This is a genomic window from Haladaptatus sp. SPP-AMP-3 (assembly GCF_049568665.1).
Taxonomy (GTDB): Archaea; Halobacteriota; Halobacteria; order Halobacteriales; family Haladaptataceae; genus Haladaptatus; species Haladaptatus paucihalophilus.
The window spans coordinates 651,884-664,221 of the sequence record NZ_CP145897.1 but is presented as its reverse complement, the minus strand read 5'-3'; the positions used below and the strand labels follow the sequence as shown (position 1 = coordinate 664,221).

The window sequence follows — 12,338 nt, the reverse complement described above, 5'->3', positions numbered from 1 at the left end:
CACTCATAACGGCCGCGTAGCGGTCGGTAGTCCGACCGTTCGCCGGTGGTGGATGGGCGACCCGTTCGGCGGAACCGCAGCCTAACTCGATTCGATGTGGCCTTTCGTTCATCCGTTCTCACTGAAATGCAACTGGCGACGCCGAACCATTGTTATACGCGGCCTGTGACCGACGCACGTCATCCTACCGGTCGAGTAGCGGGGACGAACCGATGAGAAGAGGGAACCTACTCGCGCGATAGGGGGTTCATACCGTATCGAGCGCGCGCTCGACGAACCGCTCGCGGAGTTCGGGGTCCGGGATTTGACACTCGTCCGTCCGCCCGAAGACTCGGTAGCGGTGCGTCGCTATCAGGTCGTACACCGGGTCCCGAAGGACGGCCGGGAGGAAAACGAGGGGGTACAGGAGCGGCCACGGACCGTCGAGTCGGCGGCAGACGCGGAGTGCGGCGGTGGAACGGGTGTAACAGTCGTCACCCTCAACGAGCACGACCGAATCGAACTCGTCGGTCGAGAGCGCGTGTCGGCCGAGGAGCGCCCGCCCGACGTCGGACTGGAGCGGCGCGAACCGGAACGTCCCCGACTCGTCGAACCGGACCGTGAACCGAACGGCGGCGTTACAGAGGTTGCACACGCCGTCGAAGAGCAACACCGGCCCGTCGAGGTCGTCGACGATTTCGTCGGGGTCACGTTCGTCGGTCATCGTTTCGTCCCCTACTCAGTGTCGCGAACCGATAGATTCGTCGGAAGTTCCTCACCGTCGCCGTCGCTTTCGTCATCGCGTCCACAACAGAGCGGGGATTTCGTGGCAGTTTACGCCACGTCTAACTCCCCGACTCGTTTTCGCGAAAAGTGAACGTCGTGGCACGCAGTTTCTTCTCAGTCCATTCGAACGTTACTGGTCGCACAAGCGCAGGTGACTGCCGGGTCGAGAACGTCGTCTATCGGCATCGCCTCGCCACAGTCCGTGCAAACCACGTGTGGCGTCGAGCGGCGTCGTCGTTCTCGGTAGTATTCCAGTGCCCTCGTTCCGATTAGCGCCGCAGCACCGGCTCCGACCGCGCCGATCAGTACCGTGTCAAGCGTCGGCTCGCGTGCCATGGTGAGGCAAGGATGGGCCAGTACCTTAAAGATGATGCTGAATTCGTTTATTATAATCATTTCGGCGCCGGAGTTCCGACGAGTCGTAAGCGGTTCTTATAAAAACAGGTTCGTCGTAGGGGAATTCACGATGTTATCCCTCATGGGTTCCGTCGTCGGCTTCATCGTGAGCCTGCTCATCGGTGGTCTCGGTATCTACATCGGTGCGCGGGTCGTCACGGGAACCGACGACTACGGGTACGCGTTGATAACAGCCATCGTCGGCTCGGTCATCGGCGGTATCGTCGCGGTGTTAGTCGGCTGGTTGTTCGGTTGGATCGTCGTCCTCATCGCGTGGGTTTGGGTCATCAACTGGCGGTATCCCGGCGGCTGGGGCAACGCCATCGGTATCGGCCTCATCGCGTGGCTCTCGGTGGTCGTCATCTCCTACGCGCTGGTCTTCCTCGACGTCCTGACGTCGAGCGCGCTCGGGATTCCGGGCATCTAAAGCAACCGGCGAGAGCGCTACTCGCTCAACTCTTCTCCGATCAAATCGACCGCGTTTCTGACGGCTCCGACCGACGAGAGGTAGCCAGCGCCGACCGTCGCCTTGAGCGCCTTCGCCGCCCGTCCGGTCACGACGGTCGGGCCGATTTGCGCCACCGCGCCGTCGCCGACCGAGACGAGCCACCCCGGCGAGTCGAAGGTAAACTGGTCGAGACGCGGGTCGAACACGTCGTCGCCCTCGACCAACCGGGCAATGTTTTTCGCAACGACGCGGGCCTCCCGCACGGCGGACTGTGCGCTCGCTGGAACCGCCTCGCCGTCGCCATCGACGACTTGCGCGGCGTCGCCGACGACGAAGGTTCCGTCGCCGAGTCGGAGCGTGCTATCGACGCGGGCGCGGTCGCCGCCCATCGCGTCGGGGCCGCGAATTCCGCCCGTCCAGACGAACAGGTCGTACGCGAGCGTTTCGCCGTCTTCGAACGTGATGGCGTCGTCATCGGCGCGGGAGACGGCGGTTCCGGTACGGATGGCGATGTCGCGTCGTTCGAGTTGGTCCCGTACGGCCTCCTGAAAGTTGGCCGGGAACGCGGGCGCGACCGTCTCGAACTGTTCGAGCAGGACGATTTCGACGTTTATCTCCTCCTCGTCGGCGAGGGCGGTCAGTTCACCTGCAACCTGCACTCCCGAGAGTCCCGCGCCGCCGACCACGACGCGACCCCCGTCGGCGGAAAGAAACCTCCCCCGAATCTCGCGGGCGTGTTCGAGGCGCTTCAGGGGAATCGCGTGCTCCTCGACACCGGGGAGGTCGTAGAAGGCGGTTTCGGAACCGAGACAGACGGCGGCGTAGTCGTACTCCAGTTCGTCGTCTTCGAGGCGGACGCGATTTTCGTCCGGGTCAACTGCCTCGACGCGAGTCTCCCGAACCTCGCAGTCGAGGACGTCGGTCAACGGAATCGAGATTTGGTCCGCGAGCGAGGGACGACGGATGACGCGGTGGAGTTCGTGCTGAACGAGGTGTTCGCCCGTCTCCTCGACCACGACGATGGTGTCGTCGTCGGAGAGTTCCGTTTCGAGTTTTCGAGCGAGGGACAGACCGGCATAGCCAGCGCCGAGCACTGCGATGTCCATGGGAAAACAACGGAAGGGAGGGCTAAAGGCGTACTCCCCGCTCAAGTAGCGGTTCGGGAACTCAGAACAGCGCGTCGTCTTCGGGGAGGATTTCAGCCGGGCCGCCGACCCTCCAGCTCATGGTCTCGACGCCACAATCGGCGACGACTTCCTCGACGTATTCGGCGTGCTCGGCGGTCGTGTTGACGTACACGCTGGCACCCGTGTCCGTGGAGTAGTAGACCGGGATATCCTCCTCGGTACGGAGTTTCCGAACCGCGTCGAAGATTTCGAGGGTTTCGGGCTTCCAGTACACCCATCCCGCCGGACCGGTCATGGTCGTCGCGGCGAGCGAGAGGGAGTCGTGTTCCGCCGTCTCGAACACGCGGTCGAAGTCGCCGACGCGGAGCGCGTCGCGCATCTCGACGAGTTGGTCGTGGATGTGCGCCAACCGCGCGTCGAACATGTGACTGTCGGCGGCTTCGCGGTGGGCTTCCTCGGTCTCCTTGTAGGCCGGAACCAGCCCGGCGACGATTCGAACGTCGTCTTCGAGCGGCGATTCGAGCCGCTCCGAGCGGCAGTCGTGGTCGTTCAGGCCCATGTGAAGGTCGGAGAAGCCGCCCGTCACGGCGCGGGCGGCCGAGGACGACCCGAGGCGCGCGATGGTCGAGACGTCCGGACGCGAGAGGTCGAGACCGGCGGCCTCCACCGCGGCCATCGCGGCGGCGGCGAACCCGGACGACGAGGAGCCGAGACCAACGTTCGAGGGGAAGCTGTTCTCGCTCTCCAGTCGGACGCGGGTGTCGATTTCGGCCAGCTCGCGCACGCGGGAAACCACAGTACGTACGCGGTCCGCCGAGTGGCCCGTCAGTTCCTCACCGTCGACGACGAAGGTGTCCGAGTCGAACGACTCGTCGAACTCCACCGTCGTCTTCGTGTGGCTCGGCGCGGTACAGACGCTGATGCTGTCGTGGTACGGGTACCGCTGTTCCTCGTCGCGCATCCCGTGGTACTTGACCAGACCCTGAATGGGGTGGGCCTTCGCGGTCGCTTTCATACGTCGATGGGTGCGTGACGGGCGTTTAAACTCTCTGGAATACGAGTCCGACGACGGACGGTTTCCGAATCGTCCGTCTTAGAAACGACGAGCAACCTCGTACGCCAGCGTCATCGGGAGCAGGACCGCGAGCAAGACGAGCGTTATTTCGACCGTCGTCGGTCCCCAGTTCGCCCACGCGCTGTAGAAGTAGAGCGCGGCGGCGGCGAGAATGCCGACGACCGTCGAGACGTAGTCCGGGTCCGTCCACGACGCCGAGTAACCATCGAGGGGCATGTTCGCGCCTACGAACACCGGGAGTAAGATACTTTCTCCGCGTCGACTATTTCTCCGCGCTCCCGAAACATCGAACCACTCAAACCCGCTCCCTCCGAGAACACCGACATGGGCGTCCCACTCGACACGCGAGAGGAACAATTGGACGAAATCGTGGACAGACTGTACGACGAGTATCCCGACGCGACTATCTCGCTGAACTTCTCGAATCGCCTCGAACTCCTCATCGCGGTCATGCTCTCGGCCCAGTGTACCGACGAGCGCGTGAACAAGGAGACGGAACATCTGTTCGGAAAGTACCAGTCGCCGGAGGACTACGCGAACGCCGACGTGGACGAGTTGGCGGAGGACCTGAACTCCATCACGTACTACAACAACAAGGCGAAGTGGATAAACAGCGCCTGTGCGACCATCGTTGAGGACCACGACGGGGAGGTTCCCGACACGATGAGCGAACTGACCGACCTCACGGGCGTCGGGCGAAAGACCGCGAACGTGGTGCTCCAACACGGTCACGACGTGGTCGAGGGAATCGTCGTTGACACCCACGTCCAGCGTCTCTCGCGTCGGTTGGGACTGACAGAGGAGAAGACGCCCCAGAAAATCGAATCCGACCTGATGACGTTCGTCCCCGAGGAGGACTGGCAGTGGCTGACCCACCTGTTCATCAGTCACGGGCGGGCGACCTGCACCGCGCGGAACCCCGACTGCGGGGACTGCATCCTCGAAGACATCTGCCCGTCCTCGAAACTCGACAACGACATCGACCTCGCCAGCGGCGAGGCGTGGGACTGAGGGACTTCGAATCAGAGATAGTCCGTGTGCAGGATGAAAAAGCGTGCGACGCCGAGCGTCCACGCGAGCAGCCAGAAAACGATGTAGCCAGCGACACCGGCGCGCAGACGCCACCGCCACGAGTCCATGTTTTCGTGGAGTTCGCTGATGTCCATCTCGGGGTTCGGCGTGCCGTACAAATCGTGGGTGCGTTTGACCTGAAAGATTCTGACGATGCCGGTGAGCGCCAGTATCAACATCGCGTAGGCTTGCAACCCGAGAAAGGCGTGCACCGCGGCGAGTCCGCCGCCGAAGTGGTCGATGAACCGGGGGAGCATCCACGTGAGGAAGGGTACCGTGGTCAACAGCAATCCGACGACGATGAACTTCAGGTGACGGGTCAGTACCGCCCACGTCACGGGGTCCGATTCGAGGATGATCCACGCGCCGTAGAGATAAAACGGAAAACTCGCTGTCACGACTAGGGCGACCACGGTCGCAATCGCCGCGTCGGATACCATACTGGATAGTTAGACCGGGATGCGTTAAACCGTCCGAAACGCCGGGCAGGTCAGAAGACGTTTTAGCCATCGAAGTGTAAGGTTCGGGTAATGGCTGACTCCGACAGCGGGACGGAGGGCGTGGACGACGACGCGCCAGAGAAATCCCGCGAGGAACTCCGCCGCGAGGTCGACGATAAGTACGATTTCGAGAACTTCGGTCCCGAGGACATGGCGGAGATGTCACTCGAAGAGTGGGAGGTCGCCTTCGACCCCGACTCGTGGATAACCGGCACGGAGTTGCTCGACCGCGTGGAGGCCGACCTGAAACACCGCATCGCTATCAGGGAGGTGTTCGCCGTCGTCGAGCGCATCACGCGCGACGGCGAGCCACAGTTGGCCGCGTACTCCGACGAGGGATACGCCATCGTCTACCCCGACGGCAGCGTCGAGGGACGGGGAACCGTTTTGCGCGACGTGAAGCCCACGGTCGCGTTGGCGTCGATGGACGAGTACGAGGTCCCGGAAATGCCCGAGGGGGGGCAACTACCGCAACCGGACGAGGTGACCGAGGGCAGCGGCGAACTCGGCAACAAGCTGATGCAGACCATCGGCGCGATTCACGTGCTCGGCGGTATCGGGATGATAATCGCGTGGCTTCTCATCGTCCTCGGCGTCGTCGGCGTCGCCGACTCGATTCGAGACGGCGCACCCCTACTCGCCCTCGTCGGCGGTGCCTTCTTCGTTTTCGGACTGTTCGTCCTTCTCATCGTGGCGAACGCCCGTTTGTCCGACAGATTTCGGTCCGAGGAGTATCGAAACAGACTCCGCTCGGCGGGCGTCGAATCGGGGATGCGACCCGACTTTCTCCCCGTCGACGAAAAGGACCAGGACGACTGAACCGGACGGAGGGGTTCCGAACCTGCCGATGACGGCAATCCATCGGCATCGGTGGGTTTAAGCAAGTCCCATCCTGACCAACACATGTATGAAGAGGCGGGACTTTCTACTGGCGGCCAGCGGTGTTGCTGGCGGAACAGCCGCGACTGCGGCACCCGCTGGTGCGCAACAAACGACGACGTCAGGAGGCGGAAACCAGTCCGGTGGTAACGGGACGAGTGGAGGCCAAACGACGACGTCGGGAGGCGGGAACCAGTCCAGCGGGAATCAATCGAGCGGGAACCAATCACAGGGCGGCGGTGGTGGCGGCGGACCGACGAAGCAGGTAATCGTCGGTCCGGGCGGCGACTTGGTGTTCGACCCGGACAAGTTGACCGTCACGCCCGGGACGACGGTCAAGTTCGTCTGGGAGTCGGACGGCCACAACGTCGTCCCCGAAAGCCAGCCCGACGGCGCTGGCTGGAAAGGCTCGGGTAGTGCGAGTGAGTTGTTCGACACGGGTCACACCTACTCGCACACGTTCAGTACGCCCGGTGAGTACGCGTACTACTGTGCGCCGCACAAGAGCGCGGGGATGACCGGCACCATCACCGTCGGTAGCCCGGGCGGTGGCGGCGGGGCAGCGGAAGCGGACCCGGAGGAGATGGGTGTTCCGTTCCAGGCACATTACGTCGGAATCGCGACGATTCTGATGGTGATGATGTCGCTCCTCTACACGTTCTTCTTCCTGAAGTACGGCGAATCCGCAAACACCAGTGGAGGGAACAGATAGATGTCCTCGTCAGGAAGCACTTACGGCGATATTCACCGATACGAACCGGCACGAGAAAGCACGACCGCCGCAATCACCATCGTCCTGTTGACGATAGTCGAAGTCGTGTTCGTCGGTCTGTTCACGTACGGCCTCCTCAACGGCTGGGGCCTCAGGGAGGCCGGCAACATGTTCCTCGGCGGCATCCTCGCGATCATCTTCATCGACCTCGCGTTCATCCTCATGTTGTACCGCAAGGAGTTCCTCCCCGACGTGATGATCGTGAAAAAGCGTCGTCGCAAATGGGAAGACCTCTACGTGCGCGAGGGACAAGAGGAAGGAGCCGAATCGTTCGGTAACGCGTGGGAACAGTTCAAACGAGCAGTGTACCCCTACTACAAACGATAAACAATGGCAGGAGACGACAAATATCCCGAGAGCACAGGTCGCCGCCGTTTCGTCAAAGGCGTGGTCGGCAGTGCAACGCTCACTGGCGTCGGTGTCGGCGCCGGTGCCGCGTTGAAGACTGCTACCTCCCCGTCCGGCGAGGGCGGTGGGACCACGCAGTACATGGCGGTCGAGAACACCGCGGGACCCGCCCCGCGTGGAATGCCGCAGATACCCATCGAAATCGACGGTGACGGGTACATCAAGGGGCAGTTCCCCGAGGCGAAGAAGGTCCAAAAGAACGGACAGGAAGTCGTCGTCGCCGAGAAGAAGATCGGCGGCATGACCTACTCCCCCGAATGGTTCCAGTACTGTGGTGTCCAGACGTACAAGGGCGTCGACCCCGAAGCGGACCAAGACAACTACTTCCGATACAAGAAGGGCGCACAGTACGAATGGCAGGCGGATGTCGAGGCGGGCGGGAAAGTTCACGTCGACGACTTTGACGACTACAAGACGTGGGGCAACGGCATCGGCAAGTCCGGTCTCGGAAAGCCCGCGACCGTCACGTGGCGCTCACAGGACGTGGACAACACGCAGACCCTGACGGTTCAGGTCCTTCGGAGTTCGCTCATCGAGAAGCAGAACAACGAGTGGGTCAACGCCAGCACGGACAAGGGGTTCGTCGCATGGCTCGACAAGTGTACCCACTTCTGTTGCGTTCCCAAGTTCAAGGGAATCGCCGGGTCGGTGAAGTTCGACGCCGAGGACGAGATTTACTGTCCGTGCCACCAGTCGGTGTACGACCCCTTCAGCCTCGTAAAGAAATCCTTCGTGGCGCTGCCACGCCCGGAGGGGGACAGCTAAGATGAGTCTCGAACCAAAAGACGAATACGACCACGGGGAGTGGCTCCGTGAGAAGGATCTCACGCCCATCGAGAGTACGTTCCTCACGACGCTGATGTGGATGGACAAGCGCTTCCGCATCGTGGACTACCTCGAAATCCTGGAGACGTTGTACTACCGCGTCAACCTCCAGATGCCGAAAAGCCACACCGAGCAGTACGGCCTCGACAACAAGTTCTGGTACTGGTATCCGCTGTACGCGCTGGGAAGTTTCTCCACCCTCGCGTACGCGGTTGCCGCTATCAGCGGCGCGTTACTCGGGTTCTACTACTCGCCCTCGACCGCCGGTGACCCGTCGGCCGCGTACAACCAACTCACGTTTATCATGACCGACTTGAACTTCGGGTTCATGCTCCGGTCGATCCACCGCTGGTCGGCACAGGTGATGGTCGCGGCGGTGTTCCTCCACATGCTCCGCGTCTACTTCACGGGAGCGTACAAGGAACCGCGCGAGGTGAACTGGATTCTCGGCATCATCCTCATCAGCCTGACGCTGGTGTTCGGGTACACCGGCTACCTGCTCCCGTGGGACCAGCTGGCGTTCTGGGCCGGACAGATCGGCGTCGAAATGAGCCTGTCCGTGCCGCTGATAGGCGAATGGGTCGCACACCTGTTGTTCGGCGGCTTCAGCCTGAGTCAAGCGACGCTCCAGCGCATGTACATCCTGCACGTGTTCCTGTTGCCGTTCGTCGTGACCACGCTCGTCGCGGTCCACATCGGCATCGTCTGGATGCAGGGCATCGCGGAACCACACTGATACAATGACCGACGAAAACGAATCCCAACCCCGAACCGACGGAAGTGGTACCGGCATCGTCCCGCCGGACGACGAGACCCCGACGTGGCTCGAACGGAAACAGCGCACGCAGGGGCTCTCCCGGCTGACGTACGAATACTTCGAGCGGTCGCGGCGCGAGGACCAGGACCTCCGACAGGAGTCCAGCTACGTCGAACGTGACGTGTTGGCGTTCCCGACGTGGCCCCACGAGATGATTCGAAACCTCTCGATAGGGAGCTTCTTCATCGGGATGATTTTGTTCCTCGCGGCGACGCTCCCGCCGCACCTCGGACCGCCAGCGGACCCGAGTTCGACTCCGGCCATCATCCTTCCGGACTGGTATCTCTACTGGTCGTTCGGGCTGCTGAAGCTCGGTCCGCTCAACCCCGAGCTCGCCATCCTCGGCGGGCAGAAGCTGATGGCCGACCGAACGTTCGGTGTCGTGGCAAACGTCGTCGTGGTCGGCTTCATCGCCATCGTTCCGTTCCTCAACAAGGGGAGCGCACGACGACCGGTCGAACAGCCGTTCTGGTCCGCGGTCGGTGTCGGTGGCGTCACGTTCGCCACCACCATCAGCGCGCTGTCGATCAAGAACCTGCTACCCATCGCGGCGCACCTGACGTTCGACTTGGCGTTCTTCGTGCCCGTTATCGCGGCGACCATCACCTACACGGTGTTGAAGTCGATGCGCGAAGGGTACATGTTCAGCCTGAACCGCCGGTACTACCGACTCCGCCCGCCGAAGTAACTACCACAATTTCCATTCCCATTTCCATGTCTTCATCTCGGGACGACGACGAAGAGCGGAGTGACTCGGTATTCGACGACGAGTCCGAAGGCGACACGGCGGACACCGCTGGCGGAATCCGTTCGCGCGATGTCGTCGTCCCGCTCCGGGTGTACAAGGCGGTCACCGTTTTCTCGACGATGTTCGCCGTGTTCGCGGTCGTTTTCGGCTTCATCCTCCTCGATTCGGCGACAGACCGAGCGACCGCACCGCTTCCGCAGGTGGACTTCCCGCTCGCCATCTTCGGCTTGTTCCTCATCGCCGCCGGTGCGGTCGTCTACGCCTTTTCGACGCGGTTCCGTACCGAGGGAATGGGAAAGTCTAAAGATGACTCCGACGAACCGTCTAACAATGGCTGACGAATTCGCAAAGGGACTCGGTATCGCGGCCACCGCAGGGCTTGCATGGATGGTTCTCTCGGGTTGGTACACCACCCCCGGGTTCGAGGATACACAACTCATCGGTGAGGTTCCCAGCGGACTGGGCATGTACGGGAATCTGGCTCTCATCCTTCGCGAGGCGACCTTCTGGCTCGCCATCTTCGGGATGGTGTTCTTCTGGCTCGTCATCCCGGCCGTGCGACAGATTCGCCAGTCCCGCGCGTAAAACGAGTCTTTTCTCCGTTCTTTCTCCGATTATCCGCTGACTGTACTCGATCAGCCGTCGATTTTCGTCCCCGGATTCTCCCCGTCGAGAAACGCCGTTACGTCGTTCGGGCCGAAGATAGACGCGGGCGCACCGAGTTCGAGCAGTGCGGCGACCTTGCCAGCCATTCCGCCGGTCACGTCGGTCGATTCGCTTTCACCGAGCACGTCCGCGACCGATTCGTAGGACGTTATTTCGGGGATTACGGCGTCGTCTTCGTCGAGGACGCCGGGAACGGTCGAACAGAAGCCGACGCGGTCCGCATCGAGTTGCCGTGCAACGGACGTGACGAGTTCGTCGCCGCTGACGATGGTGACGCCCTTGCCCTCGTGGACGACGACATCGCCGTAGAGGACGGGGACGAACCCCTCACCGAGCATCGTCGAAATCTGCTGGACCGGAAGCGAGAGTTCGGCGTTCGAATCGCGGGACGCGACGGAGAACGGATGGACGGGGACGGCGGGGACGTCGCGTTCGTGGAGACGGGAGAGCACGAACTGGTCGAGCGTCTCCATCGCGCCGTGGATGTCGATAACCGCCGCGACGTCACTGCTTCCCACCGTTTTCGAAACGCCGTGCTCGCTCGCGTGATGGTGGCCGAAACTACCGGCGCCGTGAACGAGCACGAGGTCGTCGATTTGCGCATCGCCCACCGCATCCGTAACGGAGTCCAACATCTCACCGTCCAGCGTGTCGGGACGGTCCTTGTCCGTGATGACGCTCCCGCCGAGTTTGAGGACGGTGAGGCTCATTCGACACGCACCCCTTCGGTGTCGAGTTCCGCGCGGAAGGCGTCCTCACAGCCGGGCGTGAATCGGAGCGCCGTCTTCGTCTCGTCCGTCGGGTCGAGGGCGACAATACAGCCGCCGCCGCCCGCACCCGTGAGTTTCGCCCCCAGCGCACCCGCGTCGCGGGCCGCCCAGACCATGTTGTCGAGCGAGCGCGAGGAGACGCCGAGCGCCTCCAGCAGACCGTGATTGAAGTTCATCAGTTTGCCGAGTTCGTCGAGGTCGCCGTCGGCGAGCACCTGTTCCCCTTGTCGAACGATATCGCCGATGTTCTCGACGGTTTCGGCGGCGAAATCGTACTCGTCACGAAGCGCGCGGACCCCGGCCACGAGTTTTCCGGTGTCGCCCGCGCCGCCGTCGAAGCCGACGACGATGGGGAGGTCGGGTGCCTCGATGGACCGACAGTCGTCGCCCTCGACGCGAACCGCGCCGCCGGTGGCACAGCAGTAGGTGTCCGCGCGCGACGCTTCGCCGTCCTGCACCGCGAGTTCCGCCTTGTACGCACGGTCCGCGATTTCGTCCGATGAGAGCGTCACGCCGAGTTCGCGGGTCGCGGCGTCGATTGCGGCGACGGTCACGGCGGCGGAGGAACCGAGACCCGCACCGAGCGGGATGTTGCTCTCTACGGCGATGTCGAATCCCGCGTCCGGCGTGTCGGTCGCATCCCGCGCCTGTTCTATCGCGGCGTCGATGTAGCCGACACCGGCCCTGACGAGCGATTCCGAGACGTTCACGTCGGGCGTGGCGTTCGTCTCGCTGCTGTACTCGACGGTGAATCCGTCGATACTCAAGTCCTTGGCGTGCACGCGGAGTCGGTCGTCGTCCCGCGCTTCGACGGTCACGCTCGCCCGGCGCTCGATGGCGCACGGGACGGCGGGTTCGCCGTACACGACGGCGTGTTCCCCAAAGAGATACACCTTCCCCGGGGCGCTGGAAACGGTCATGCTCGTGGCTCCGCACCGGGACATAACAGGGCTTTCGGACTGCGGTCCGTCCGACGTCGAATCCCCCGTGAACCACCGACGACGGACTAACCGATACTCGACCACGTTGACATTTCAACTCGGCGCCAGTCCAAAAATATATGCCCATCGG

Annotated in this window: 18 protein-coding genes; 10 read left to right on the top strand and 8 right to left on the bottom strand. The window is 62.6% G+C overall.

Going from position 1 to position 12,338, the window contains the following annotated elements; all coding sequences use genetic code 11:
- Positions 1 to 247: 247 nt before the first annotated feature.
- Positions 248 to 703 (bottom strand): thiol-disulfide oxidoreductase DCC family protein, encoded by a 456-nt coding sequence (locus tag V5735_RS04020; protein ID WP_423745188.1) that lies wholly within the window; start codon positions 701 to 703, stop codon positions 248 to 250.
- Positions 704 to 879: 176 nt separating this feature from the next.
- Positions 880 to 1,101 carry a hypothetical protein gene (locus V5735_RS04015; RefSeq protein ID WP_254663508.1) on the bottom strand — a complete coding sequence of 74 codons (222 nt, stop codon included), beginning with the start codon at positions 1,099 to 1,101 and terminating at the stop codon, positions 880 to 882.
- Positions 1,102 to 1,231: 130 nt separating this feature from the next.
- On the opposite strand from V5735_RS04015, the gene V5735_RS04010 reads away from it, so the two are divergent.
- Complete coding sequence (locus V5735_RS04010; RefSeq protein ID WP_073096529.1) at positions 1,232 to 1,588, top strand: hypothetical protein; 357 nt, start codon at positions 1,232 to 1,234, stop codon at positions 1,586 to 1,588.
- A 17-nt stretch (positions 1,589 to 1,605) separates the two neighbouring features.
- Here the strand turns inward: V5735_RS04010 and V5735_RS04005 are convergent, their stop codons facing one another.
- From V5735_RS04005 to V5735_RS03995, 3 genes are all read right to left on the bottom strand, one after another.
- Positions 1,606 to 2,715: an NAD(P)/FAD-dependent oxidoreductase gene (locus V5735_RS04005; RefSeq protein ID WP_423745187.1), complete on the bottom strand. Its 1,110-nt coding sequence runs from the start codon at positions 2,713 to 2,715 to the stop codon at positions 1,606 to 1,608.
- 61 nt (positions 2,716 to 2,776) lie between these two features.
- Positions 2,777 to 3,751 (bottom strand): phosphomevalonate decarboxylase MvaD, encoded by a 975-nt coding sequence (gene mvaD, locus V5735_RS04000; protein ID WP_423745186.1) that lies wholly within the window; start codon positions 3,749 to 3,751, stop codon positions 2,777 to 2,779.
- A gap of 78 nt (positions 3,752 to 3,829) precedes the next feature.
- A complete protein-coding gene (locus V5735_RS03995; RefSeq protein WP_423745185.1) occupies positions 3,830 to 4,027 on the bottom strand; it encodes a hypothetical protein in 198 nt (65 codons plus the stop codon).
- 108 nt (positions 4,028 to 4,135) lie between these two features.
- Here V5735_RS03995 and nth point away from each other — a divergent pair, with 108 nt between their 5' ends.
- Positions 4,136 to 4,822 (top strand): endonuclease III, encoded by a 687-nt coding sequence (nth, locus tag V5735_RS03990; protein ID WP_423745184.1) that lies wholly within the window; start codon positions 4,136 to 4,138, stop codon positions 4,820 to 4,822.
- Between the two features lie 11 nt (positions 4,823 to 4,833).
- On the opposite strand, the gene V5735_RS03985 is transcribed toward nth, so the two are convergent.
- Complete coding sequence (locus V5735_RS03985) at positions 4,834 to 5,322, bottom strand: DUF7321 family protein (protein WP_423745183.1); 489 nt, start codon at positions 5,320 to 5,322, stop codon at positions 4,834 to 4,836.
- A gap of 90 nt (positions 5,323 to 5,412) precedes the next feature.
- Here V5735_RS03985 and V5735_RS03980 point away from each other — a divergent pair, with 90 nt between their 5' ends.
- The 8 genes from V5735_RS03980 to V5735_RS03945 all read left to right on the top strand — a co-directional run bounded on the left by V5735_RS03980 (position 5,413) and on the right by V5735_RS03945 (position 10,416).
- Positions 5,413 to 6,201 (top strand): DUF7319 domain-containing protein, encoded by a 789-nt coding sequence (locus tag V5735_RS03980; protein ID WP_423745182.1) that lies wholly within the window; start codon positions 5,413 to 5,415, stop codon positions 6,199 to 6,201.
- 88 nt (positions 6,202 to 6,289) lie between these two features.
- Complete coding sequence (locus tag V5735_RS03975; protein ID WP_423745181.1) at positions 6,290 to 6,973, top strand: plastocyanin/azurin family copper-binding protein; 684 nt, start codon at positions 6,290 to 6,292, stop codon at positions 6,971 to 6,973.
- Positions 6,974 to 7,360 (top strand): DUF7318 family protein, encoded by a 387-nt coding sequence (locus tag V5735_RS03970; RefSeq protein WP_423745180.1) that lies wholly within the window; start codon positions 6,974 to 6,976, stop codon positions 7,358 to 7,360. It begins immediately after the preceding gene.
- A 3-nt stretch (positions 7,361 to 7,363) separates the two neighbouring features.
- The gene (locus V5735_RS03965; RefSeq protein WP_423745179.1) at positions 7,364 to 8,206 is read left to right on the top strand and encodes a ubiquinol-cytochrome c reductase iron-sulfur subunit; all 843 of its coding nucleotides are present in this window, start codon (positions 7,364 to 7,366) and stop codon (positions 8,204 to 8,206) included.
- Position 8,207: 1 nt separating this feature from the next.
- Complete coding sequence (locus tag V5735_RS03960; protein WP_423745178.1) at positions 8,208 to 9,002, top strand: cytochrome b; 795 nt, start codon at positions 8,208 to 8,210, stop codon at positions 9,000 to 9,002.
- Between the two features lie 4 nt (positions 9,003 to 9,006).
- Positions 9,007 to 9,771, top strand: coding sequence for a cytochrome bc complex cytochrome b subunit (locus V5735_RS03955; protein ID WP_423745177.1), 765 nt, complete (start codon positions 9,007 to 9,009; stop codon positions 9,769 to 9,771).
- Positions 9,772 to 9,797: 26 nt separating this feature from the next.
- Positions 9,798 to 10,169 (top strand): DUF7315 family membrane protein, encoded by a 372-nt coding sequence (locus tag V5735_RS03950; protein WP_007978860.1) that lies wholly within the window; start codon positions 9,798 to 9,800, stop codon positions 10,167 to 10,169.
- The gene (locus V5735_RS03945; protein ID WP_423745176.1) at positions 10,162 to 10,416 is read left to right on the top strand and encodes a DUF7314 family protein; all 255 of its coding nucleotides are present in this window, start codon (positions 10,162 to 10,164) and stop codon (positions 10,414 to 10,416) included. The genes V5735_RS03950 and V5735_RS03945 overlap by 8 nt, the downstream gene beginning before the upstream one ends.
- A gap of 50 nt (positions 10,417 to 10,466) precedes the next feature.
- Here V5735_RS03945 and V5735_RS03940 read toward each other — a convergent pair whose 3' ends face one another.
- Together V5735_RS03940 and mvk are read right to left on the bottom strand one after the other, a co-directional pair.
- Entirely contained in the window at positions 10,467 to 11,207 is a 741-nt protein-coding gene (locus V5735_RS03940) for an isopentenyl phosphate kinase (protein WP_423745175.1), read from the bottom strand.
- Positions 11,204 to 12,187 carry a mevalonate kinase gene (mvk, locus tag V5735_RS03935; RefSeq protein WP_423745174.1) on the bottom strand — a complete coding sequence of 328 codons (984 nt, stop codon included), beginning with the start codon at positions 12,185 to 12,187 and terminating at the stop codon, positions 11,204 to 11,206. Before mvk ends, V5735_RS03940 begins: the two co-directional genes overlap by 4 nt.
- Positions 12,188 to 12,338: the final 151 nt, after the last annotated feature.

Coding starts and splice junctions, on each gene's coding strand:
- mvaD (WP_423745186.1), bottom strand. CDS start 3,751: ATGAAAGCGACCGCGAAGGCCCACCCCATTCAGGGTCTGGTCAAGTAC.
- V5735_RS03970 (WP_423745180.1), top strand. CDS start 6,974: ATGTCCTCGTCAGGAAGCACTTACGGCGATATTCACCGATACGAACCG.
- V5735_RS04010 (WP_073096529.1), top strand. CDS start 1,232: ATGTTATCCCTCATGGGTTCCGTCGTCGGCTTCATCGTGAGCCTGCTC.
- mvk (WP_423745174.1), bottom strand. CDS start 12,187: ATGACCGTTTCCAGCGCCCCGGGGAAGGTGTATCTCTTTGGGGAACAC.
- V5735_RS03950 (WP_007978860.1), top strand. CDS start 9,798: ATGTCTTCATCTCGGGACGACGACGAAGAGCGGAGTGACTCGGTATTC.
- V5735_RS04020 (WP_423745188.1), bottom strand. CDS start 703: ATGACCGACGAACGTGACCCCGACGAAATCGTCGACGACCTCGACGGG.
- V5735_RS03960 (WP_423745178.1), top strand. CDS start 8,208: ATGAGTCTCGAACCAAAAGACGAATACGACCACGGGGAGTGGCTCCGT.
- V5735_RS04005 (WP_423745187.1), bottom strand. CDS start 2,715: ATGGACATCGCAGTGCTCGGCGCTGGCTATGCCGGTCTGTCCCTCGCT.
- V5735_RS03985 (WP_423745183.1), bottom strand. CDS start 5,322: ATGGTATCCGACGCGGCGATTGCGACCGTGGTCGCCCTAGTCGTGACA.
- V5735_RS03945 (WP_423745176.1), top strand. CDS start 10,162: ATGGCTGACGAATTCGCAAAGGGACTCGGTATCGCGGCCACCGCAGGG.
- V5735_RS04015 (WP_254663508.1), bottom strand. CDS start 1,101: ATGGCACGCGAGCCGACGCTTGACACGGTACTGATCGGCGCGGTCGGA.
- V5735_RS03995 (WP_423745185.1), bottom strand. CDS start 4,027: ATGCCCCTCGATGGTTACTCGGCGTCGTGGACGGACCCGGACTACGTC.
- V5735_RS03975 (WP_423745181.1), top strand. CDS start 6,290: ATGAAGAGGCGGGACTTTCTACTGGCGGCCAGCGGTGTTGCTGGCGGA.
- V5735_RS03965 (WP_423745179.1), top strand. CDS start 7,364: ATGGCAGGAGACGACAAATATCCCGAGAGCACAGGTCGCCGCCGTTTC.
- nth (WP_423745184.1), top strand. CDS start 4,136: ATGGGCGTCCCACTCGACACGCGAGAGGAACAATTGGACGAAATCGTG.
- V5735_RS03980 (WP_423745182.1), top strand. CDS start 5,413: ATGGCTGACTCCGACAGCGGGACGGAGGGCGTGGACGACGACGCGCCA.
- V5735_RS03955 (WP_423745177.1), top strand. CDS start 9,007: ATGACCGACGAAAACGAATCCCAACCCCGAACCGACGGAAGTGGTACC.
- V5735_RS03940 (WP_423745175.1), bottom strand. CDS start 11,207: ATGAGCCTCACCGTCCTCAAACTCGGCGGGAGCGTCATCACGGACAAG.